The sequence below is a fragment of the Mycobacterium sp. 1165196.3 genome, from assembly GCF_001673415.1.
GTDB classification, from domain to species: Bacteria; Actinomycetota; Actinomycetes; order Mycobacteriales; family Mycobacteriaceae; genus Mycobacterium; species Mycobacterium europaeum_A.
On the sequence record NZ_LZLU01000058.1, the window covers coordinates 27,523 to 49,295 of the forward strand.

The 21,773-nt window shown below is 69.3% G+C and carries 19 protein-coding genes and 2 pseudogenes; 12 read left to right on the forward strand and 9 right to left on the reverse strand.

All coding sequences use genetic code 11. The features are described 5' to 3' along the window. Positions 1–34: 34 nt before the first annotated feature. Genes A5659_RS05655 through A5659_RS05665 form a run of 3 tightly spaced genes read right to left on the reverse strand, consistent with a single transcriptional unit; the run spans position 35 to position 3,114 of the window. The gene (locus A5659_RS05655) at positions 35–1,480 is read right to left on the reverse strand and encodes a YhgE/Pip domain-containing protein (protein ID WP_067179678.1); all 1,446 of its coding nucleotides are present in this window, start codon (positions 1,478–1,480) and stop codon (positions 35–37) included. Between the two features lie 58 nt (positions 1,481–1,538). After that, the gene (locus A5659_RS05660; protein ID WP_067179681.1) at positions 1,539–2,264 is read right to left on the reverse strand and encodes a pirin-like bicupin family protein; all 726 of its coding nucleotides are present in this window, start codon (positions 2,262–2,264) and stop codon (positions 1,539–1,541) included. A gap of 25 nt (positions 2,265–2,289) precedes the next feature. Beyond that, positions 2,290–3,114 carry a MarR family transcriptional regulator gene (locus tag A5659_RS05665; protein WP_369829360.1) on the reverse strand — a complete coding sequence of 275 codons (825 nt, stop codon included), beginning with the start codon at positions 3,112–3,114 and terminating at the stop codon, positions 2,290–2,292. A gap of 128 nt (positions 3,115–3,242) precedes the next feature. Between A5659_RS05665 and A5659_RS05670 the strand changes: the two genes are divergently transcribed. Continuing rightward, positions 3,243–4,376, forward strand: a complete 1,134-nt coding sequence (locus A5659_RS05670; protein ID WP_082975903.1) for a dihydrodipicolinate reductase — start codon at positions 3,243–3,245, stop codon at positions 4,374–4,376. 53 nt (positions 4,377–4,429) lie between these two features. On the opposite strand, the gene A5659_RS05675 is transcribed toward A5659_RS05670, so the two are convergent. Both A5659_RS05675 and A5659_RS05680 read right to left on the reverse strand, forming a co-directional pair. Next, a complete protein-coding gene (locus tag A5659_RS05675) occupies positions 4,430–5,839 on the reverse strand; it encodes an alpha/beta hydrolase domain-containing protein (RefSeq protein ID WP_066877872.1) in 1,410 nt (469 codons plus the stop codon). A gap of 13 nt (positions 5,840–5,852) precedes the next feature. Further along, positions 5,853–6,987 (reverse strand): annotated as a pseudogene (locus tag A5659_RS05680) (sigma-70 family RNA polymerase sigma factor). Between A5659_RS05680 and A5659_RS05685 the strand changes: the two are divergent. The 4 genes from A5659_RS05685 (at position 6,980) to A5659_RS05700 (ending at position 11,219) form a co-directional block, all read left to right on the forward strand. Next, positions 6,980–7,774, forward strand: a complete 795-nt coding sequence (locus A5659_RS05685) for an alpha/beta hydrolase (protein WP_231997748.1) — start codon at positions 6,980–6,982, stop codon at positions 7,772–7,774. The pseudogene A5659_RS05680 and the gene A5659_RS05685 sit on opposite strands and share 8 nt — an antisense overlap. Before the next feature lie 66 nt (positions 7,775–7,840). Beyond that, complete coding sequence (locus A5659_RS05690) at positions 7,841–8,590, forward strand: DUF2786 domain-containing protein (RefSeq protein WP_066862489.1); 750 nt, start codon at positions 7,841–7,843, stop codon at positions 8,588–8,590. Next, positions 8,587–9,099 carry a TIGR04338 family metallohydrolase gene (locus A5659_RS05695; protein WP_066862492.1) on the forward strand — a complete coding sequence of 171 codons (513 nt, stop codon included), beginning with the start codon at positions 8,587–8,589 and terminating at the stop codon, positions 9,097–9,099. Before A5659_RS05690 ends, A5659_RS05695 begins: the two co-directional genes overlap by 4 nt. A gap of 44 nt (positions 9,100–9,143) precedes the next feature. Beyond that, the gene (locus tag A5659_RS05700) at positions 9,144–11,219 is read left to right on the forward strand and encodes a beta-glucosidase (protein WP_067179707.1); all 2,076 of its coding nucleotides are present in this window, start codon (positions 9,144–9,146) and stop codon (positions 11,217–11,219) included. Positions 11,220–11,261: 42 nt separating this feature from the next. Here A5659_RS05700 and A5659_RS26785 read toward each other — a convergent pair whose 3' ends face one another. Continuing rightward, positions 11,262–11,408, reverse strand: a complete 147-nt coding sequence (locus A5659_RS26785; RefSeq protein ID WP_067124138.1) for a metallothionein — start codon at positions 11,406–11,408, stop codon at positions 11,262–11,264. A gap of 157 nt (positions 11,409–11,565) precedes the next feature. On the opposite strand from A5659_RS26785, the gene A5659_RS05705 reads away from it, so the two are divergent. Beyond that, positions 11,566–12,219, forward strand: coding sequence for an O-methyltransferase (locus tag A5659_RS05705; protein ID WP_067179689.1), 654 nt, complete (start codon positions 11,566–11,568; stop codon positions 12,217–12,219). Between the two features lie 4 nt (positions 12,220–12,223). On the opposite strand, the gene A5659_RS05710 is transcribed toward A5659_RS05705, so the two are convergent. Continuing rightward, positions 12,224–13,207 (reverse strand): nitronate monooxygenase, encoded by a 984-nt coding sequence (locus A5659_RS05710; protein ID WP_067179692.1) that lies wholly within the window; start codon positions 13,205–13,207, stop codon positions 12,224–12,226. A gap of 162 nt (positions 13,208–13,369) precedes the next feature. Here A5659_RS05710 and A5659_RS05715 point away from each other — a divergent pair, with 162 nt between their 5' ends. Then, positions 13,370–13,810: an SPW repeat protein gene (locus tag A5659_RS05715; protein ID WP_066862502.1), complete on the forward strand. Its 441-nt coding sequence runs from the start codon at positions 13,370–13,372 to the stop codon at positions 13,808–13,810. A 70-nt stretch (positions 13,811–13,880) separates the two neighbouring features. Here the strand turns inward: A5659_RS05715 and ilvD are convergent, their stop codons facing one another. Beyond that, positions 13,881–15,590, reverse strand: coding sequence for a dihydroxy-acid dehydratase (gene ilvD, locus A5659_RS05720; protein ID WP_067179694.1), 1,710 nt, complete (start codon positions 15,588–15,590; stop codon positions 13,881–13,883). A 118-nt stretch (positions 15,591–15,708) separates the two neighbouring features. On the opposite strand from ilvD, the gene A5659_RS05725 reads away from it, so the two are divergent. From A5659_RS05725 to A5659_RS05745, 5 genes and pseudogenes are all read left to right on the forward strand, one after another. Next, positions 15,709–15,999, forward strand: a complete 291-nt coding sequence (locus tag A5659_RS05725) for a metal-sensitive transcriptional regulator (RefSeq protein WP_067179697.1) — start codon at positions 15,709–15,711, stop codon at positions 15,997–15,999. Between the two features lie 134 nt (positions 16,000–16,133). Next, positions 16,134–17,366 (forward strand): MFS transporter, encoded by a 1,233-nt coding sequence (locus tag A5659_RS05730; protein WP_066862511.1) that lies wholly within the window; start codon positions 16,134–16,136, stop codon positions 17,364–17,366. A 117-nt stretch (positions 17,367–17,483) separates the two neighbouring features. Further along, positions 17,484–18,427, forward strand: a pseudogene (locus A5659_RS05735) (L,D-transpeptidase family protein). Between the two features lie 141 nt (positions 18,428–18,568). Then, entirely contained in the window at positions 18,569–19,177 is a 609-nt protein-coding gene (locus A5659_RS05740; protein WP_066876302.1) for a TetR/AcrR family transcriptional regulator, read from the forward strand. Then, the gene (locus tag A5659_RS05745) at positions 19,167–21,569 is read left to right on the forward strand and encodes a molybdopterin-dependent oxidoreductase (protein ID WP_082975904.1); all 2,403 of its coding nucleotides are present in this window, start codon (positions 19,167–19,169) and stop codon (positions 21,567–21,569) included. The genes A5659_RS05740 and A5659_RS05745 overlap by 11 nt, the downstream gene beginning before the upstream one ends. Here A5659_RS05745 and A5659_RS05750 read toward each other — a convergent pair. Next, positions 21,553–21,773, reverse strand: a 221-nt coding sequence (locus A5659_RS05750; RefSeq protein ID WP_156748851.1) for a hypothetical protein, incomplete at its 5' end; no start/stop codon positions are given. The genes A5659_RS05745 and A5659_RS05750 overlap by 17 nt on opposite strands.

The window sequence follows — 21,773 nt, forward strand, 5'->3', positions numbered from 1 at the left end:
GTCACGGTGGGGTGACGATAGGGCCACGCCCGAATTACGCTTGCTCGCTTGGACTTTCGTGATCGCCAGCGGTCGGCTGGGTAGCGGTGGTGGGCTCGGCGCCGGATGGCTCTGTAGCGATGGGCACGGCGGCCGCCGGTTCGGCGCGCTTGCCGCGGCGGGTCTGGTGCTTCGACTGGTGCTCCTGGGCGATGGCCAGTTCGACCGCGCCCGGGATCCGGTGAAAGCCCTTGCGGTCGTACAGGTAAGTGACGATGCCGCCGAGTAGCAGGCCGACGACGACGCCGATGGTCGTCATCGTCAACGCCTGCGTCAGCCCCGCATCGCCACGGCCGCCGAAGTAGAGCAGCGACCGGGCCCCGAGGAAGACCTGGTGCATCGGTTCGAATTCGGCCAGCCAGCGGAAGAAGGACGGCGTCGCCTCCAACGGCACCGTCGCGCCGGCCGACGGCAGCCCGAGGATCACGAAGATGAGCATGCTGACCAGCATTCCGGCCGTGCCCAGCACCGAGAGCAACGAACTGGACGTGATGCCCACCGCGGCGATCGCGAAGACGCCGAACGCCCAAAGCCGCCAGCCGTGATCGATGGGCATGCCGAGCCCGTCGGCGATCGACAGGTACACCGCCGAGGTGAGCAGCCCGAGCAGCACCATCATGGCCCACTTCAGCAGCAACGTCTGGAATCTGGAGATCTTGACCTGCTCGGCGAACCGGTACACCGGCCCGAATTCGGCGGGCACGTAACCGAGCAGCGCGTCCACCAGCGTGCTCACCACGATGCTGCCGGTGAAACCCGCCAGCAACAGCAACAGCGCGTAATAGAAGGCCGACAGGCCGTTGCCGGTGCCGTTCGGCAGCGGGTTGTACACGTTCGACTGGATGTCGATGGGGGCACTCAGGCCCACCTGCGCCGCGCCGGCCAGCGGTGCGCCGCCGGTCTGCGCGACCACCTCCGCCATAACCCGTTGCCCGGCAATGCCGTTGGCCATCCCCATCGCCGTGCTGAGGGTCTGACCGGCGATGCTCGCGCCGAGCGTGCCGGCCCTCGGATTGGTGGAAACCGTGATCGACGGGCGGTCCGCGCGGGCCGGCGAGACCGCACTATCCGCGAAGTCGCGCAGCAACGACGAGAAGCTCGGCGGTATCAGCACCTGGCCGTAGACACGGCCGGTGTCCATCTGGCGGCGGGCCTCGTCGCGGGAGAGCACGCGGACGTCGAACTTGTTCTTATCCAACCCATTGACCAGCCGATCGACGATCTGCGCGCCGCCGGGACCGGCGTCCTCGTTGACCACCGCGATGGGGAAATGACGCAGGTTGGTCGTCGGGTTCAAGATGCCACCGAGATACAGCGCGCACAACGCCGCCATCAGCGCCAGGGTGATGACCAGGGGGGCCGCCCAGAATCGCACGGTGCGGACCGCCTTGACGTTCCGGTTGGGGTTGGGCGCCGCGTGCTGCGGGTGCGAGTGAGGCATGCCGACTCCTGTTCTGTCGTGCCCACTTTATGGGCTGGCCCGCCGACCCTCTACGGCCTCAGTCGCCCAGCTTCGCGTGCATCTCCCAGATCAGCAGTTCCGCCGGCTCGCGCGCGGTGACGCGCCGGCCGTCGGCGTCGGTGACGCGCACCGCATCACCCTCGTCGACCGCCCCGATGCCCTCTATGACGGCCTGGCCCCGGGCCACGAAGAGGTGCAGGTAGGGGGCCGGCGGAAGGTCCACCGATGCCCCGGCCGGCAACCGGGTTCCGTGCAGCGCGGCGTTGCGGTTGTGCAGGGTGATCGCGGCATCGTGCGCGGGCCTCCCGGAGGCGATCGTCACGAGATTGCCCGCCATCAGCTTGTCGTCGATCTCGTGCTGCTGGTAGCTCGGATCGACACCGGCCTCGTCCGGCGCCACCCACATCTGCACGAAATGCACCGGCTCGCTGGGGGAGTCGTTGCGTTCGGAGTGCAGGATCCCGCTGCCGGCCGACATCCGTTGCGCCAAACCGGGATAGATCACGCCGCGATTGCCGGCCGAGTCGTGATGCGACAGCTCGCCGCGCAGCACCCAGGTCACGATCTCCATGTCCCGGTGTGGGTGGGTGTCGAATCCCGTTCCGGGCGAGACGATGTCGTCGTTGTTCACCAGCAGCAGCCCGAAGTGGGTGTTGTCCGGGTCGTAGTGGTCGCCGAAGGAGAAGGAGTGCCGGGAGGTCAGCCATCCGGTGGTGGTGACGGCCCGGCTCGCCGCGCTCCTGATCTCGGTGGTGGCCGACATGACCCCAGCCTAATCGTGGGCGGCGTCAGGTCACCGCGTCGGTGAGCAGACCTTGGGCCTGCCGAAGCGCGGCGTCGAGCTCCGGCATGGTCAACCCGGTCGAGTGACCCAGGTGGATCTCGATCTGGTACTCGGGCTGGCCGTCGTGGGCGAATATCGGCAGGACGACGAATTCCGTTGTGGCGAGGTCTGTTTCGAGCGAGTGGGTAACCGACTGCAGGGTCACCATCGTCATCAGGGTGGTGAGCTGGCGGGTGACCTGGGCGGTGGGCTCCAGCGAGGCCAGCACGTCGGCGAGCCGAGTGTGCAGCGACCGGTGGGTGTCGTCGAACCGCCATGCGCCGTAGCCGCGGGCGCGGATATCGGCGAGCACCCGCTGGTGCTCGGCGATCTCGGTGCGGGTGAGCCGGGGTGTCACGCGGTGCAACCACGCTCGGACGGAGTCGTCGTCGCGCCAGGCCATGGCCACCAGACCGAACGGCGGGTCGATGGGGAAGCGCTGCCCCACGGCGTGCTCACCGTCGGTGCCGTGGCCGACCGCGTCGACCGTGGTGAGATGCCGGGCACCGATTTTCGACATCGAACAGCCCGCGCCGAGCGTATCGTTCAGGAAGCGCAGCGCGTCACGCCCGCGGTCGAGCAGCGGGAATTGTTGCCGTAAGCCGTGGACCAGTCCAAACAGCCCGCTGCCCAGCACGTAGCGACGATCGCCCCGCCGGGACACCCAGGCCCTCCGTTGCAGCTCGGCCAGCACCAGCGCGCAGGTGGAAGTGCTGATCGCGCAGTTCTTCGCCAGCTCGGCCGAGGTCCGGCCGTGCGGTGAATTAGCCAGCGCGGCAAGGATATCCATCACCCGCGCGGTGGGCGGCGACTTGGCGCCCGAGTCGCCGCGGGTCGCGGCCATTGACGTATCCACCGCCACCTCCTTACGATCCGTCCAAAATGCCAGGATATAAGTCCTAATATTAGGAGATAGTCGTGTTCAAGGTGGGAGTTTGGGGGCCCGGTTCGATGGGCGTGATCGCCCTGCGCGGGGTGATCGACCATCCGGAGCTGCAACTGGTCGACCTCGTCGTGCACAGCGACGCGAAGGCCGGCCGCGATGCGGGAGAGCTGTGTGGCATCGCGCCGGTCGGGGTGCGGGCGACCCAGGATCCGGCCGCCCTGCTGGCGGGGGACGCCGACGCGGTGGTGTACGCGGCCGGCGCCAACCTGCGGCCGCTGGAGGCCGTCGCGGACATGGTGTCGATCCTGCGGGCGGGCAAGAACGTGGTGTCGTGTTCGGTGGTGCCGCTGGTCTTTCCGGACGGGCTTGACGCCGCCTTCACCGCTCCGCTGCGGCAAGCCGCCCTCGACGGCGGCGTTTCGTTCTTCACCACAGGTATCGACTCCGGCTTCGCCAATGACGTTCTGCCGCTGGTCCTTACGGGAGTCTCCCGGGTGATCGAGTCGGTGCGTGTCACCGAGATGTTCAACTATGCCACCTATCCGGACAGGGCCGCCGTCTACGAGATCCTGGGTTTCGGCCAGCCGCCGGAATATCAGGCGTTCGCGGCGCAGCCGGGAATGTTCACCTTCGGCTGGGGGCCGGTGCTGCACCAGCTGGCGGCCGGGCTGGGCGTCAAGATCGACGACATCGAGGAGAGCAACGAGCGCGTGCCGTCCCCCGAATCCTTCGACACGCCCACCGGTCACATCGCGGCCGGGACCATCGCCGCGATGCGCTCGACGCTCACCGGGTACGTCGACGGGAAGCCGACGTTCGTGCTCGACCACGTGACCCGCATGCGTGACGACATCGCCCCGGACTGGCCGCAGCCGCACATCTCGATCCCGCCGAAGGACCTCGGCTACGGGCAGGCGTCCGGACGCGGCCTGTACCGGGTGGAGATCGAGGGCTCCCCGAGCATGCGGTGCGAGTTCGAGATGGCCGAGGACGCCGACCATGACCTGGGTGCCCGCATCGCCGGCGCGTCGCGGATGGTCAACGCCATCCCCGCGGTGTGCGCGGCCCCGCCCGGGCTGCTGTCCGCGCTGGATCTGCCCCTGATCACCGGCGCCGGACTGCTGCGTCCGGTGCCGGGGCCCTCGCCGGACAGCCGGTTGTTCTAGCCCGGCGACGGTGAGCGCCGGGACGGCGCGAGTGAGGAGCCGGGCGATCTTACCTAGCCCGGCTCGCCGGGATACGTCGCGGCGGCGAGCTGCAGAATCTCGGCGCGATCGGCCGCCAGGATGAACCCGGAGCCGATCGCCGCGTCGAGGGCCGCGGTGAAGCTATCCAGATACTGCCCGCGCCCACCCGGGTAGAGCCGCCGAATCGTGTTGGCGTCGAAGGGTTCCCCGGAGCCGAAGATCGCCGACATGATGCTCTCCTGGCCGCCCAGACCCGACGTCCTGGCGGTCGGCACGTCCACCCACGGGGTCCTGATGCCACCGCGGGCCAGGCCGTTGCCGTCCAGAACCGGTTGCGGCCCGGCGCTTTCCCGAACCTCGAGCGGATCGGCGTGGGGGGCCGGCTCGCCGGTGCCGACCCAGGCGTTCAGCGCCGCGAGCGCCGCCTGCACCACGTAGTGATGCTGGGGGCCGAAGTTGATGTAGTGCGCGAGTCGCTGGCCCATCAACACGTCGGTCGGCGCGTAGCCGGCCACGATCGCCTCCAGCGGTGCCGAGCCGCTGTCGATGAACGCCACCTGAATCGTGTAGTTGTCGGCGTGGGCGGCCCCGGCGATCTCCCAGACCCGCAGCCGTTCGTTGTCCGGCTGCCTGGCGAAGTAGTAGCCGTCGCGTGGGCCGCCGAAGACGTCGGTCTCGGTGACGACCGCGAGCAACGGAACGCGCAGGTCCGGACGGAACGGGACCGCCTGCCGTGCAACGGATTCGGCGAAGATCGAGCCGCCGTCCAGGGGTGCGGCCGGGCCGAACCGGGAGTGCACCAGGAAGCCGTCGTAGCCGGGGGTCAGCGGGTCGACGGCGTTGATGTAGGTGGTGAGGAACATCGCGGATTGCGATTCGCCCACCGCGATCACGCGCCGGGCGGGCAGGCCGCGCAGGACGGCGCCGTGTTCACCGCTTCTGAGCAGGCCGCCGACCTGGGCGAAGATGTCGTAGGCGAACGCGTCGCCGGGGTGCTGCAGGTCCGCGTATCGTTGCGGGTCCTGGCTTTTCAGCGACATGTCAGCACCCAGCATGTTGTCGCCGCCCTCGACTCCCACCCGCTGGGCCGACACCGCGACGTAGGCGTAACCGCCGCGGATGATTTCGCGGTGCGCCATCATCCATACCGCGGCGGCGTCGATGCCACCGCTGACGTTGAGCCACTCGACGAGGACCGTCCCGTTGAACCGGGCCGAATCGGTCGGCGTCAGCGCCACGATGCGGGTCGTGTAATCGGCGGAGCCCGAGGGGGTTACGTCCCATCGGCCGTCGGGGGCCGGTTCACCTGCCGGGGCGTAGCAGGACGCCGTGGCGCAGACGAAGAACTCCTCGACGGTGTAGCCCACGTCGGCGAGGTCGAAAGCGCTCAGCAGCAGCGCCGGCTTTCCGGGGATGGGCGTCACCTGGGTGGCGTTCGTCATCGCGGCGGTCCTGTCAGCTCTGGCCCGCGGACAGCGAAGCGGGCAGCCCGAATTTCACGAACAAGGCGTCGTCGAGGAACGCCACCACGTGGGATACCTTCCCGCCCTGCACATCCAGCACGTGCAGCTGGAACGGGACGTGGACGTCGCCGGCGCGCATGTACATGGCCGCGGCAAGCTGGCCGTTGGCGACCAGCGGCAGCATGCGCATGTCCCCGCTGCCCTCCGCCGGGCATTGCTGGTGAATGAGGGTGACGATGGCCCGCGGCCCCTGGTACCAGCCGGTGTACGGCGGCATCTCCCAGACGGCCTCCGCGGTGAACAGCTCGACCAGCCGATCGATGTCATAGGTCTCGAACGCCGCGATGTAGCGCGCCAGCAGGTCCTGGGCTTCGGGCGAATCCGGTTGCACCAGTGGGTCTTCGGCGCTGGGCCCGACGGCCTCCAGCTGGGACCGGGCCCGCTGCAGCAGGCTGTTGACGGCGGTTGTGGTGGTGCCGACCGCCTCGGCCACCTCGGCCGAGCGCCAGCCCAGCACGTCACGCAGCAGCAGCACCGCCCGCTGCCGGGGTGGAAGGTGTTGCAGCGCAGCGACAAACGCCAGCCGTACCGACTCGCGCGACCCGACCACGACCGACGGGTCGGCCGGATGCTCGGTCAGCGACGGCAGCGGCTCCAGCCACGGCACCTCGCGGCGCTCCACCAGCTCGGCGGTCGGGTCCGAGCTGGGCGCGCCCAACCCGACCGGCAACGGCCTGCGCTGGCGTCCCTCCAGCGCGCTCAGACAGGTGTTGGTGGCGATGCGATGCAGCCAGGTCCGGATCGAGGACTTGCCTTCGAAACGGTCGTACGCCTTCCAGGCCCGCAGCAGGGTCTCTTGCACCAGGTCCTCCGCGTCGTGCAGCGACCCGGTCATGCGGTAGCAGTGGGTCAGCAGTTCGCGCCGGTACGGTTCGGCGTGCGCCGAGAAATCTGCGTTGGCCACCGGGTCACCTTCAGAGTTCTGCGCGAGAAGGCTCATCCGCATGAGCCTACGCAGTGTCGGGGCGCGCGGCCCACATCAGCAGCCATTACGCTGCCCGTAATGACTAGGACCCCCGAGTGAACCGCAGCGAACGCAGTTTCGACGGGTACGGCGGCGTGCGGATCGTCTACGACGTCTGGACGCCCGAGACCGCACCGCGCGCGGTCCTGGTGCTCTCACACGGTCTCGGGGAGTACGCCCGCCGCTACGACCACGTCGCGAAGCGCTTCGGCGAGGCGGGCCTGGTCACCTACGCGCTGGACCATCGTGGGCACGGCCGCTCGGGCGGTAAGCGGGTGCTGGTGCGTGACATCCACGAGTACACCGCCGACTTCGACACCCTGGTCGGTATCGCCACCCGGGAACACCACGGGCTCAAGTGCATCGTGCTGGGGCACAGCATGGGCGGCGGAATCGTGTTCGCCTATGGCGTCGAACGCCCGGACAACTACGACCTGATGGTGCTGTCGGGTCCCGCGGTGGCGGCCCAGGATCAGGTGTCGCCGCTGCTCGGGCTGGCCGCCAAAGTGCTCGGCGCCGTCGTGCCCGGACTGCCGGCCCAAGAACTCGACGTCGACGCCATCTCCCGGGACCCCGCGGTGGTGGCCGCCTACAAAGAGGACCCGCTGGTGTACCACGGCAAGGTGCCGGCCGGCATCGGTCGCGCGCTGCTGCTGGTCGGCGAGACGATGCCGCAGCGGGCGCCGGCCCTGACGGCGCCGCTGCTGGTGGTGCACGGGGAACAGGACCGGTTGGTCGCCGTCGCCGGCAGCCGTCGCCTGGTGGAGTGCGTGGGATCTGCTGACGTGGAGCTGAAAATCTATCCGGGGCTCTACCACGAGGTTTTCAACGAGCCCGAGCGCGAGCAGGTGCTCGACGATGTGGTCTCCTGGATCACCGCTCGGCTGTGAGGCGGGGCGTGTCAGCCGGCTCCCGTACTTTGGCGACAGAGCCAAGCGATGGGGAGGAGCGTCGCCGTGAGTGACGACAAAATGCTGTCGCGCATTGCCGCGCTGCTGCGTCAGGCCGAAGGCACCGACAACAGCCACGAAGCCGATGCGTTCATGTCCGCCGCGCAGCGGCTCGCGACGGCCGCGTCCATCGACCTGGCGGTGGCACGCTCGCATTCGGCCCAGCGGTCGGCGGCGCAGGCGCCGACGCAGCGCACGATCACCATCGGGGCGGCGGGCACCAAGGGGCTACGCACCTACGTGCAGCTGTTCGTGCTGATCGCCGCGGCCAACGACGTGCGCTGTGACGTGGCCTCGAATTCGACGTTCGTGTACGCCTACGGGTTCGTCGAGGACATCGACGCCAGCCACGCCCTGTACGCCAGCCTGGTGGTGCAGATGGTCCGTGCGTCGGACGCCTACCTGGCCTCGGGTGCGCATCGTCCCACGCCGACGATCACCGCCCGACTCAACTTTCAGCTGGCCTTCGGGGCACGGGTCGGCCAGCGGCTGACCGAGGCCCGCGACCAGGCCCGCCAGGAAGCCACCAAGGATCGCCGCCGGTCGCCGGGCACCGCCATTGCCTTGCGGGACAAGGAAGTCGAGCTGGTGGACTACTACCGCGGCGCGTCGAAGGCGCGGGGCACCTGGCAGGCCAGCCGGGCGTCGGCAGGGTATTCGTCGGCGGCGCGACGCGCGGGCGACCGGGCCGGCAAGCGAGCGCGGCTCGGCAACAGCCCCGAACTGCCCGGGGCGCGGAGCGCGCTGAGCGGGTGAGCGCGGGGAAGCCCCCACCGCGGGATTCTCAACGCTCCAAGGTTTATGCGGCTGAGGAGTTCGTCCGGACGCTGTTCGACCGTGCCGCCCAGCATGGCACCCCGGTGGTGGAGTTCTTCGGCACGCAATTGACGCTGCCGCCGGAGGGGCGTTTCGGCTCGGTGGAGTCCGCGCAGCGCTATGTGGACGACGTGCTGGGGCTGGCGGCGGTGCGGCAACGGTGGCCGGGTGTGTCGCCGCTGCGGGTCCGTGCGCGACGGGCCGCCACCGCCGCGCACTACGAAAACCGTGACGGCACAGGCGTTATCGCGGTGCCCGATCGTGACACCGCCGACTGGGCGCTGCGCGAGCTGGTGATGCTGCACGAAGTGGCGCATCATTTGTGCCAGGCCGAGCCGCCGCACGGCCCCGAGTTCGTGGCGACGATCTGTGAGTTGACGGAGCTGGTGATGGGACCGGAACTGGGGCACGTGCTGCGCGTCGTCTACGCCAAAGAGGGCGTGCGGTGAGCCGGCCCGATCCCGACGCGCGGGCGCGCGAGGTCGAAGCCCGGATGACCGACGACGAGCGGTTCGCGCTGCTGGTCTCGGTGATGGGGGCCGGCGACATGTGGCCGGTGCGTGACGAGCGCATCCCCGCTAACGCGCCGATGTGCGCGGGATACGTGCCCGGCGTTCCCCGCCTCGGGGTGCCCGCGCTGCTGATGAGCGATGCCGGGCTGGGCGTCACCAATCCCGGCTATCGCCCGGGTGACACGGCCACCGCGCTGCCCGCCGGACTGGCGCTGGCCGCGGCCTTCGACCCGCCGCTGGCCCGGGCCGCCGGCGACGTGATCGGCAGCGAAGCCCGCAGCCGCGGGTTCAACGTGCAACTGGCCGGCGCGATGAACCTGGCCCGCGACCCGCGCAACGGCCGCAACTTCGAATACCTTTCCGAGGACCCGCTGTTGACCGCCACCATCGCCGCCGAGTCGATCCGCGGCATCCAGCAACACGGCGTCATCTCGACGGTCAAGCATTACTCGCTGAACTGCAACGAAACCAATCGGCACTTCCTGAACGCCGTCATCGCCCCCGACGCACACCGCGAATCCGACCTGCTGGCTTTCGAATTGACGATCGAGCGCGCACAGCCCGGCGCCGTGATGACCGCCTACAACAAGGTCAACGGCGACTACGCCGCGGCCAACTCCGCCTTGATCAACGACGTGCTCAAGGGCGCCTGGGCGTACCGGGGTTGGGTCATGTCCGATTGGGGCGCCACGCCCAGCTGGGAGTGCGCCCTGGCCGGTCTGGACCAGGAGTGCGGGGCCCAGATCGACGCGCTGCTGTGGCAGGCCGAGTCCTTCGGTGCGCCGCTGCGCGACGCCTACGCCGACGGCAGGCTGCCCAGGCAACGCCTGTCGGACATGGTCCGCCGGATCCTGCGATCCATGTTCGCCGTCGGAGCCGAGCGCACCGATACGGCCCCGGCGCCCGATCTGGCCGCGCACAACGAGATTGCGCTGCGCATAGCGCGCCAGGGAACGGTGCTGCTGACCAACCGCGGGCTGTTGCCGGTGGCGGCCGAGTCGAACGCGCGCATCGCCGTCATCGGCGGGTTTGCGCACCTGGGTGTGCCGGCCGGCTACGGTTCGAGCACCGTCGTCCCGGCGGGCGGTTACGCGGGCGTGGTGCCCATCGGCGGCCCGGGCCAGGAGGCCGCGCTGCGCAACCTGTACCTGTTGCCGTCGAGCCCGCTGGAAGAATTGCGAAAGCGGCTGCCGCACGCGCAGATCGAGTTCGATCCCGGCATCAGCCGCGCCGAGGCGGTGCGCGCGGCGGCGGCGGCCGACATCGCCATCGTATTCGCCGTGCGCGCCGAGGGCGAAGGGTTCGACATCGCCGACCTCTCGCTGCCGTGGGGCCAGGACGAGCTGATCACGGCGGTGTCGGCCGCCAACCCCAACACCGTGGTGGTTCTGCAGACCGGCAATCCGGCTGACATGCCGTGGCGGGGCTCGGTGAATGCCATTGTGCAAGCATGGTTTCCGGGCCAGGCCGGCGCTCGTGCCATCGCGGAGATCCTGAGCGGCAAGGTGAATCCCTCGGGCCGGCTGCCGATCACCTTCCCGGCCGATCTGGCCCAGACGCCGCGCCCGCAGTTGCCCGGCGCGGGGGAACCGTGGGGGACGCCGACCACGATCGACTACTTCGAAGGGGCCGACGTCGGCTACCGCTGGTTTGCCCGGTGTGGCCACGACCCGATGTTCGCTTTCGGTCATGGCTTGTCCTACACCAGGTTTGACTACCGTGACCTGGTGATCGGTGGCGAACAGACCGTCAGCGCCAGTTTCAGCGTCGTCAACGTCGGCGACCGTGCCGGGGCGGATGTACCGCAGCTCTACCTGACGGCCGCGGCCGGAAAGCCGTGTCTACGGCTGCTGGGGTTTGAGCGCGTCGAGCTCGAGCCGGGTGCAACGCGGCGGGTGACCCTCGAGGCGGATCCGCGCCTGCTCGCCCGCTATGACGGCGGCGTCGGGCGCTGGCGGATCGACCCGGGCTCCTACGCGGTGGCGGTGGGCGCGTCGGCGATCGCGATGTGCCTGCACGCCACGGTCGAGCTGACCGGCCGTACGTTCGGGCGATGAGTGTCGCGGGCTGACGCCCGAACGCACGACCGGCCCGACGGATTACTTGACGGGGGTCAACGCGTCGCCGCACGTGCAGCGGTACGGCTCACCCGAACCCGAGCAGTGGCAGGGGACCTCGATGCGGACGCGACAGCCGCAGCCTTCGTGACCGCACGTCAACTCGGTCCCGGCCTCGTATGTTGCCATTTAACTCACCCTTTTCTCGTTGTGGTGACTTTTGCGGTGCGGGTCGACCGCACCCTCACTATATACCCCCCATGGGTATACGCAAGGAGTCGCGACCGGGGCGATACCGCCCCGCCGCTCGATGCCGTCGTCGGCGGCCGCGGCTAGCGTGGGCGCCATGACCGAGAAACCAACCCCCAAAGACGTCGACGCATTCTTGGACAGCACGGTGGTGGACGACGATCCGTCCTTGACCGCGGCCCTGGAGGCCAGCAGCGCCGCCGGCTTGCCGCCGATCGCGGTGTCGGTGCAGCAGGGAAAGTTCTTGAGCCTGCTCGCCGGTGCCGTCGGTGCCCGCAACATCCTCGAGCTCGGGACGCTGGGCGGTTTCAGCACCATCTGGCTGGCGCGCGGCGCCGGCCCGCAAGGGCGGGTGGTGACGCTCGAATACGAGCCCAAGCACGCCGAGGTGGCGCGCACCAACCTGGACCGGGCCGGTCTCGCCGACCGGGTGGAGGTGATCGTCGGAGCCGCACTGGACACGCTGCCGACGGTGACCGGCCCCTTCGACCTGATCTTCATCGACGCCGACAAAGAGAACTACCCCGCCTACCTCGATTGGGCGGTGCGGCTGGCCCGTCCTGGCGCGATCATCCTGGCAGACAACGTGATTCGGCAGGGCCAGATCCTCGACCCGGAGTCCAACGCTCAAGCGCAGGCGGTGCGCCAAACCCTGCAGGCGATGGGTGAGGATCCGCGGCTGGACACGGCCGTGCTCCAGACGGTGGGCGCCAAGCACTGGGACGGCTTCGCGTTCGCCGTGGTGCGGTAGGGCGTCAGCGGGGGTTCAGGTCGGCCACGGCCTGCCCGGCGGAGGTGAGTTCGTCTATCCGCAAGGCGGTTTCGCCGGCGTACAGGGCGGCGCTGTCCAGCCAGGAATCGGGCACGCCGGCCACCGGTGCCAGCGGCGTGAAAAACGGCAGCGCCGGTGACTGCAGCCGCATCAACGGCCCGGCGTCGAAGTAGCCCAGCGCCGACAGCGGGCGGCTGATCGCGTTCAGGGCGGCGGGCAGCGGCCTGGCCTGCCCGTCCTCGCCGCACCAGCGGCGGGTGGCAGCGTTGGGCACGACGCGGTGGCGCAACGGCCAGCTCAGGCCGAACAGGTTGGTTTCGATCGTCCTGTCAGCCTGCAAGATTCGTCGTTGGTACGCGCGGTTCGCGTTGGCCTCGTGCGTCAGCAGGAAGCGGGTGCCGGCTATGACGCCGCTGGCGCCGGCGGCCAGCGCGGCGCGCGTGTCGGCGGCGGTGGCGATGCCACCGGCCACGAACACCGGGCGCGTCCCCGCCGCGCGCAGGGCGGGCGGCACGAACTCCAGAGCCGGCATGGTCCCGACGAGATGGCCCCCAGCCTCGCGCCCCTGCGCGATCAAACCATCGGCGCCACAGGCGATCGCGGCCCGGGCCGCCGCTTCGGTGCCCACCATCACGAACACGAAGATCCTCGCCTCGCGCAGGTGCTCGACGAGCCCCCGCTTTTCGCCGAACGCCACCACGACCGCGTCCACCCGGGCGTCGACACAGACCGCGACGTGCCGGCGATGGACGAAGGGCACCAGCAGGTTCACGGCGACGGCGCGGCCCGGGGCCCGTTCTCGCACTTCATCTATCGAAGCCCGTAGCCGGCGTGGCGTGTCGATGCCCAGCGTGCCCAGTGCGCCCGCCGCGGCGACGGCGCCCGCCAGTGCCGCGCCCGCCAGCCCGCCACCCATGCCGGCCTGGCCGATCGGCACATCGAGGCGAAGCCGGTCCGCGATGTCCATGCCTCAAGACGCTACGCGGGTCGCCGAAATAGCCCCACCTCCCGGGCTTGCCGGGGCGTCAATTTTCGTTGCTGGTCCACGGCGCGCGGGCGTAATCTGGACGGCAGATGGATGGGTGCGGCAACGCTCAAAAGGCTTGTCGCATAACAGAAAGGTCACAAAATGAGTACAGTCCATTCATCAATCGATCACCACCCCGATTTGTTGGCTCTTCGCGCGCGCTACGAGCGCGTTGCCGAGTCGATGAGTGCGCATGTCACGTTCGGGCTGGTCCTGTTGACGGGCCTGTACGTGGCGGCGTCGCCGTGGATCATCGGATTCAACGGGACGGGATCGCTTGCCACGTCCGACCTTATCGTCGGGATTGCGGTGGCGTTCTTGGCCTACGGGTTCGCGACGACGCTGGATCGTGCACACGGCATGACCTGGACGCTACCGGTGTTGGGCGTGTGGGTCATCGTGTCGACGTGGATCCTGCCGGGCGTCACGCTGACCTCCGGCATGACGTGGTCGAATGTCGTTGCGGGGGCGCTGTTGACGTTCCTGGGGCTCAACGCGACCTACTTCGGCATGCGCACCCGCGCGGCGGGCACGCACGCGTAGTCTCGAACTCGGTTCAGCAGCAAGGCAATTCGCCGGTCCCGGGCCGGCGCGGTGCGGCCCGGGGCGGCGATCAGCCGCAGACCGCGCCGATCGCGGCCGAGCTGACCAGCTTCACGTACTTGGCCAGCACCCCGGTCTTGTAGCGCGGCTCCGGCGGGGTGAAATCCCTGCGGCGGGCCTCGAATTCGGCCGGATCGGTCAGGACGTCGAGGACATGGTTGGCCACGTCCAGGCGGATCCGGTCGCCGTCCCGCAAGAAGGCGATCGGCCCGGCGTCGACCGCCTCGGGCGCGATGTGGCCGACGCACAGGCCGGTGGTCCCCCCGGAGAACCGGCCGTCGGTCAGCAGCAGCACGTCTTTGCCCAGACCGGCGCCCTTGATGGCGCCGGTGATGGCCAGCATCTCGCGCATGCCGGGGCCGCCCTTGGGGCCTTCGTAGCGGATCACCACGGCGTCACCCTTGGTGATGGTGCCGTCCTCCAGCGCGTCCAGCGCGGCCCGTTCGCCGTCGAAAACCCTTGCGGTGCCCTCGAACACGTCGGAATCGAAACCGGCCGACTTGACCACCGCGCCCTCGGGCGCCAGCGATCCGCGCAGGATGGTGATGCCGCCGGTCGGGTGGATGGGATTGCTCAGCGCGCGCAGCACCTTGCCGTCCGGGTCGGGCGGGGCGATCTCGGCCAGGTTCTCGGCCACGGTCGCGCCGGTCACCGTCAGGCAGTCGCCGCGCAGCAGCCCGGCGTCCAGCAGCGCCTTCATCACCACCGGCACGCCGCCGATGTGGTCGACGTGCGACATCACGTGGCGGCCGAACGGCTTGACGTCGGCCAGGTGCGGCACCTTCGACCCGATCCGGCTGAAATCGTCCAGCGACAGTTCGACGTCGGCCTCGTGGGCGATGGCCAGCAGGTGCAGCACCGCGTTGGTCGAGCCGCCGAACGCCATCACCACCGCGATCGCGTTCTCGAACGCCTCCTTGGTCAGGATGTCGCGGGCGGTGATGCCGCGCCGCAGCAATTCGACGACGGCCGCACCGCTGCGCCGGGCGAACCCGTCGCGGCGGCGGTCGGTCGCCGGCGGCGCCGCGCTGCCCGGCAGGGACATCCCGAGCGCCTCGGCGGCGCTGGCCATCGTGTTGGCCGTGTACATGCCGCCGCACGCGCCCTCGCCGGGACAGATCGCCCGCTCGATGGCGTCGACGTCCTCACGCGGCATCAGGCCCCGGGCGCACGCACCCACCGCCTCGAACGCGTCGATGATGGTGACCTCGCGCTCGGTGCCGTCGGACAGCTTGGCGACGCCGGGCAGGATCGAGCCGGCGTAGAGGAACACCGAGGCCAGGTCCAGCCGTGCGGCGGCCATCAGCATCCCGGGCAGCGACTTGTCGCAACCGGCCAGCAGCACCGAGCCGTCCAGGCGCTCGGCCTGCATGACCGTCTCGACGCTGTCGGCGATCACCTCGCGCGACACCAGGGAGAAGTGCATGCCCTCGTGGCCCATCGAGATGCCGTCGGACACCGAGATGGTGCCGAACTCGAGGGGATACCCGCCGGCCGAGAACACGCCCTCCTTGACGGCCTTGGCGAGCCGGTCCAGGGAGAGATTGCACGGGGTGATCTCGTTCCACGACGACGCGACCCCGATCTGCGGTTTCGCGAAGTCCTCGTCTCCCATGCCTACGGCCCGCAGCATGCCCCGGGCGGCGGCCTTCTCCAGGCCGTCGGTGACGTCACGACTACGCGGCTTGATGTCGGCGGTGGTGGCCGGATCGGTAGGCATTGTTCAAGTATGCGCTGGCCAGTCGCGATGCCCATTTCCGGGGTGATACCCCGCTGGGGTATAAGCTGGAGTCCGGCGTGATGCCGCCGACGGGCGGCCGAGTGAGCAGGGGTGGCAGATGACCGACGAGCACGGGTACTCGCAGCAGAAGGACAACTACGCCAAACGGCTGCGGCGCATCGAGGGCCAGGTCCGTGGCATCGCCCGGATGATCGAGGAGGACAAGTACTGCATCGACGTCCTCACCCAGGTCAGCGCCGTCAACAGCGCCCTGCGGTCGGTCGCCCTGAATTTGCTGGACGAGCACCTGAACCACTGCGTCACCCGCGCCGTCGCCGAAGGCGGCGACGACGCCCAGGCCAAGCTCGACGAGGCCTCCGCCGCGATTGCGCGGCTGGTTCGTTCCTGATCGGTGACGCAGTTGAGACCTGCGTATCGGCCCTGATTCAGGGGGAGGCGTAGTTGCGGTCCGTACGGTAAGGCAGTGTGATCGCATTAGGCGCGACAACCCAGGAAGTGGGTAGTCCGGCCGATACAGACGCCATGACTGCCGAAATTAATGCTGCCGCGCGAACGTGGACCCCACGGATCGCGGCTCAGTTGGCTGTGCTGGCGGCCGCGGCGTTCACCTACGTCACCGCCGAGATCCTGCCGGTGGGCGCGCTGCCGGCCATCGCCCGCGACCTGCACGTCAGCCTGTTTGCGGTGGGCACGCTGCTGACCTGGTATGCCTTCGTGGCGGCGCTGACGACGTTTCCGCTGGTGCGCTGGACCGCGCATTGGCCCCGGCGTCGTGCGCTCATGCTCAGCCTGAGCTGCCTGACCGCCTCACAGGTCATCTCGGCGCTGGCGCCCAGTTTCGCGGTGCTGGCCGCCGGGCGGGTGCTCTGCGCGATCACCCACGGCCTGCTGTGGGCGGTCATCGCACCGATCGCCACCCGGCTGGTGCCGCCAAGCCACGCCGGGCGCGCCACCATGTCGATCTACGTCGGCACCAGCCTGGCGCTGGTGGTGGGCAGCCCGCTGACCGCGGCCCTGAGCCTGATGTGGGGCTGGCGCCTGGCCGTCGTGTGCGTCACCGTCGCGGCCGCCGCCGTTACGGTCGCCGCCCGCCTGATGCTGCCGGAGATGGTGCTCACCTCCGACCAGCTCGCCCACGTGGGTCCGCGGTCGCGACACCACCGCAACCCGCGGCTGATCCTGGTCAGCGTGCTGGCGATGATCGCCGTCACCGGCCATTTCGTCTCCTACACCTACATCGTCGAGGTCATCCGCAACGTGCTCGGGGTGCGCGGGCCGAACCTCGCCTTCGTGCTGGCCGCCTACGGGCTGGCCGGCCTGCTGTCGCTGCCGCTGGTGGCCCGGCCGCTGGACCACCGGCCCAAGAGCGCGATCATCCTGTGCATCACAGGGTTGACGGCGGCCTTCGTGGCGCTGACCGCCCTGGCGATCGGTGGCCGGACCGGCGTGGCCACCGCGCTGATCGGGACCGCCGCCATCGTGCTGTGGGGGGCGATGGCCACCGCGGTCTCGCCGATGATGCAATCCGCCGCGATGCGCAACGGGGCCGACGACCCCGACGGCGCGTCGGGGCTCTACGTCACCGCGTTCCAGGTCGGCATCATGGCCGGCTCGCTGGCCGGTGGCCTGCTCTTCGAACGCAGCGTCACGATGATGCTGACCGCGTCGGCGGCCCTGATGGCCGTCGCCCTGGCCGGCATCGTGGCCAACCGGCGGATGCTGGATGTTGCTCCGACAAGCTCACCCGATTCATAGCCGCCCAGCTCAACCACGCAATCAGCGCTGCTTGCGGGCCCGGTTCAGCCGCGGCTGACGGTAGCTGGCGCATGCCCTATGCCACACTGTGTCGAGAACACGAGTGGAGGTATGCGTATGTCGGGCAGGACGAGGGACAGGACCGGAAAGGGCCTCTTCGCCGCTCTGAACACCGCCGGCTTGGCGTCCGTCGTGGGCTTGGCGCTGGTGCTGAGTGCGGTTCCCGCACTGGCGGATCCGGACCCGGCCCCCGCTGACCCGGGCGCGGTCGCGGCTCCGCCAGCACCACCCGCGCCGCCCGACCCGTTCGCGCCGCCGATGGGCAGAACAACACGCCGTTCACCGGCACGGCGCCGTTCGGGCCGCCGTCGTTCGTCCCGAAGAGCGGCTCGACCGTGGGCGTGGGCCAGCCGATCATCATCAACTTCCCGGGCACGGTCGAGAACGCCGACGCGGCCATCGCGGCGGTGCACGTCTCCTCGGTCCCGCCGGTGCCGGGCAAGTTCTACTGGATGACCCCGACCCAGCTGCGCTGGCGGCCGATCAACTTCTGGCCCGCCCACACCGCCGTGACGGTCGACGCCGGCGGCACCGTGTCCACCTTTCAGACCGGTGACACGCTGATCGCCACCGCCGACGACGCCACCCACCAGCTGACTGTCACCCGCAACGGCACCGTCGAGAAGACCTTCCCGATGTCGATGGGCATGACGTCGGGCAATCACCAAACCCCCAACGGCACCTATTACGTCCAGGACAAGAAGGCGTCGGTGGTGATGGACTCCTCGACCTACGGCGTGCCGGTCAACTCGACCTACGGCTACAAGGTGACGGTGGAGGACGCGGTCCGCTTCGACAACGTCGGCGACTACGTGCACAGCGCGCCGTGGTCGGTGGACGACCAGGGCAAGCGCGACGTCAGCCACGGCTGCATCAACATCAGCCCGACCAACGCCAAGTGGTTCTTCGACAACTTCGGTCCCGGTGACCCGATCGTCGTGAAGAACTCCAGCGGCGGCAATTACAAGAAGAACGACGGCTCCGCCGACTGGATGAACTAACCCGCAGCGACAGCGCACAATCGCCCATTCCCGAGCGGGAATGGGCGATTTGCGGTTAGGCGGGTTGTTGTTGCCTGGGGGTTCCGCTCGCGCGCGCGTTATGTATAGCATCATACATACCCCGATGGCTGAGGAGCTGCGATGCGTAGTCCACGCGAGCGGATGGTCGTGTCCGCCGCGCTGCTGATCCGCGAGCGGGGCGCGCGCGCCACCGCCATCTCCGACGTGCTCGAACACAGCGGCGCGCCGCGGGGGTCGGCCTACCACTACTTCCCCGGCGGGCGCACCCAGTTGCTCTGCGAGGCCGTCGACTTCGCCGGCGAGTACGTCGCCGCCGTGATCGCCGGCGCGGCCGACGGACTGCAGTTGATCGACACGTTGATCGACCAGTACCGCCGGCAGCTGCTCGATACCGACTTCCGCGCCGGCTGCCCGATCGTGGCGGTCTCCGTCGAGGCGGGCGAACAGCAGGACGCCGAGCGCATCGCCCCGGTGGTCGAACGCGCCGCCGCGGCCTTCGACCGGTGGAACGACCTGATCGCCGCGCGGTTGATCGCCGACGGTGTTCCGCGGGAGCGGGCGAGCGAGCTGGCCGTCCTGGCCACCACCGCGCTCGAGGGTGCGATCGTGCTGGCCCGGGTGCGACGCGACCTGATGCCCCTCGACGTCGTCCATCGCCAGCTGCGCGAGCTGCTGCTGGCCACCTCGTCCTATCAGGCAGCCGGAAAGGACACCCGCAATGACCGGTGAATGGCAACCCAGCGCATGCATTCTGTGCGAATGCAACTGTGGCATCGTGGTTCAAGTCGAGGATCGCCGGCTGGCCCGCATCCGCGGTGACAAAGCCCATCCCGCCTCGCAGGGCTACACCTGCAACAAGGCGTTGCGCCTGGACCACTATCAGAACAGCCGCGCCCGGCTGACCTCGCCGCTGCGCCGCCGCGCCGACGGCAGCTACGAGGAGATCGACTGGGACACCGCGATCGTGGAGATCGCCGAGGGCTTCAAACACATCCGCGACGCCTACGGCGGGGACAAGATCTTCTACTACGGCGGCGGCGGGCAGGGCAACCACCTGGGCGGGGCGTACAGCGGCGCCTTCCTCAAGGCGCTGGGTTCGCGTTACCGGTCAAATGCCTTGGCGCAGGAGAAAACCGGCGAGGCCTGGGTCGACGGCCAGCTGTACGGCGGCCACACCCGGGGCGAGTTCGAGCACGCCGAGGTGGCGGTGTTCGTCGGAAAGAACCCGTGGATGTCGCAGAGCTTCCCGCGGGCCCGGGTGGTGCTCAACGAGATCGCGAAGGATCCGAACCGCTCGATGATCGTCATCGATCCCGTCGTCACCGACACCGCCAAGATGTCCGACTTCCACCTGCGGGTGCGGCCGGGCACCGACGCGTGGTGCCTGGCCGCGCTGGCCGCCATCCTCGTACAGGAAAACCTTTGCGACGAAGCGTTTCTCGCCGAGCATGTGCGCGGTGCCGACACCGTGCGTGACGCGCTGCGCCAGATTCCGGTGGCCGGCTACGCGCAGCACTGCGGGGTGGACGAGGAACTGCTGCGCGCGGCGGCGCGGCGCATCGGCACCGCGGCCAGCGTCTCGGTGTTCGAGGACCTCGGGGTGCAGCAGGCACCCAACAGCACGCTGTGCTCCTATCTGAACAAGCTGCTCTGGATCTTCACCGGCAATTTCGCGAAACAGGGCGGCCAGCACCTACATTCGTCGTTCGCGCCGCTGTTCGGCCAGTTCTCCGGCCGCACCCCGGTGACCGGCGCCCCGATCATCTCCGGGCTGGTGCCCAGCAACGTGGTGCCCGAGGAAATCCTGACCGATCACCCGGATCGCTTCCGGGCCATGATCGTCGAAAGCAGCAATCCGGCTCACTCACTGGCGAATTCGGCCGCCTGCCGCGAGGCGTTCGGATCTCTGGAGCTGATGGTGGTCATCGACGTCGCGATGACCGAGACGGCCAGGCTCGCCCACTATGTGCTTCCCGCCGCCTCCCAGTTCGAGAAGCCGGAGGCCACCTTCTTCAACCTGGAATTCCCGCACAACACCTTCCAGCTGCGCCGCCCACTGCTGCCACCCTTGCCGGGCACCCTGCCCGAACCCGAGATCTGGGCGCGGCTGGTGCGGGCGCTCGGGGTGGTGGACGACGCGGACCTGCGGCCCCTGCGCGAGGCCGCCCAGCGGGGACGGCAGGCCTACACCGAGGCGTTCCTCTCCGCCGTCGCCACCAATCCGACTGTGGCGCAGCTGCTTCCGTATGTTCTCTACGAGACGCTGGGGCCCACCCTGCCCGACGGACTGCGCGGCGCCGCCGCCCTGTGGGGCCTCGCCCAGAAAACCGCGATGAGCTATCCCGACGCCGTGCGGCGCGCCGGTCACGCCGACGGCAACGCGCTGTTCGACGCGATCATGGACAACCCGTCGGGGGTGACGTTCACCGTGCACAATTACGAGGACGACTTCGCGTTGATCAGCCACGCCGACCGCAAGATCGCCCTGGAAATCCCCGCGATGCTCGACGAATTGGGGGCGCTGACCCGCACCCCGCCCCGGCTTACCACGCCGGATTTCCCGATCGTGCTGTCGGTGGGGGAGCGGCGCGCCTATACCGCCAACGACATCTTCCGCGACCCGTCCTGGCGCAAGCGCGACGCCGACGGCGCACTGCGGGTCAGCGTCGAGGACGCCCAGGCCCTGGGGCTCGTCGACGGCTGCCGGGCCCGCATCAGCACCGCGACCGGCAGCGCCGAGGCCACCGTCGAGATCACCGAGACCATGCTCCCCGGACATGCCGCCCTGCCCAACGGATTCGGGCTCGACTACATCGGCGACCTGGGTGGCTTGTCGATCGCGCTGCTGGCCTACCAGTTGTCACTGAACGGCCAGCCGGCTCCGGTCATCGACGGCCTGACCGGCGTGCAGCGGGTGTTCTACGGGTGGGCCCAGGTATGGCGCACCAAATCCCGTGAGGCCGAGGCGATCCGGCGCCTGGCGGTGGATCCGCACTCGCCGCCGGAGTTCCGCTGCAACGGCGTGCTGCGCAACATGGACGCCTTCTACGACGCCTTCGACGGCGCCGATGCCGGCGCGCTGTTCCTGGAACCGGACAACCGGGTCAAGATCTGGAACTGACGCTCACCTGCGCGGGCTCGATCCGGGCGGGGACGTGCTTGTGCCACGGCGTGCCGGCGTAGGGATCGCGCCATTCGGTGGAGGTGAGCGCGTTCGGGGCGACACCCGCGGTGACGGTGCGCCCGTCGTCGCCGATGTAGTCGAGCCCGAATCCGTTGGGCAGGGCGGCATGTCCGGGGAGCATGGTCTCGGTGATCTCGATGG

Coding starts and splice junctions, on each gene's coding strand:
- A5659_RS05705 (WP_067179689.1), top strand. CDS start 11,566: ATGACCGAGAAACCAACCCCCAAAGACGTCGACGCATTCTTGGACAGC.
- A5659_RS05660 (WP_067179681.1), bottom strand. CDS start 2,264: ATGTCGGCCACCACCGAGATCAGGAGCGCGGCGAGCCGGGCCGTCACC.
- A5659_RS05745 (WP_082975904.1), top strand. CDS start 19,167: ATGACCGGTGAATGGCAACCCAGCGCATGCATTCTGTGCGAATGCAAC.
- A5659_RS05655 (WP_067179678.1), bottom strand. CDS start 1,480: ATGCCTCACTCGCACCCGCAGCACGCGGCGCCCAACCCCAACCGGAAC.
- A5659_RS05675 (WP_066877872.1), bottom strand. CDS start 5,839: ATGACGAACGCCACCCAGGTGACGCCCATCCCCGGAAAGCCGGCGCTG.
- A5659_RS05725 (WP_067179697.1), top strand. CDS start 15,709: ATGACCGACGAGCACGGGTACTCGCAGCAGAAGGACAACTACGCCAAA.
- A5659_RS26785 (WP_067124138.1), bottom strand. CDS start 11,408: ATGGCAACATACGAGGCCGGGACCGAGTTGACGTGCGGTCACGAAGGC.
- A5659_RS05665 (WP_369829360.1), bottom strand. CDS start 3,114: ATGGATATCCTTGCCGCGCTGGCTAATTCACCGCACGGCCGGACCTCG.
- A5659_RS05740 (WP_066876302.1), top strand. CDS start 18,569: ATGCGTAGTCCACGCGAGCGGATGGTCGTGTCCGCCGCGCTGCTGATC.
- ilvD (WP_067179694.1), bottom strand. CDS start 15,590: ATGCCTACCGATCCGGCCACCACCGCCGACATCAAGCCGCGTAGTCGT.
- A5659_RS05715 (WP_066862502.1), top strand. CDS start 13,370: ATGAGTACAGTCCATTCATCAATCGATCACCACCCCGATTTGTTGGCT.
- A5659_RS05700 (WP_067179707.1), top strand. CDS start 9,144: ATGACCGACGACGAGCGGTTCGCGCTGCTGGTCTCGGTGATGGGGGCC.
- A5659_RS05730 (WP_066862511.1), top strand. CDS start 16,134: ATGACTGCCGAAATTAATGCTGCCGCGCGAACGTGGACCCCACGGATC.
- A5659_RS05710 (WP_067179692.1), bottom strand. CDS start 13,207: ATGGACATCGCGGACCGGCTTCGCCTCGATGTGCCGATCGGCCAGGCC.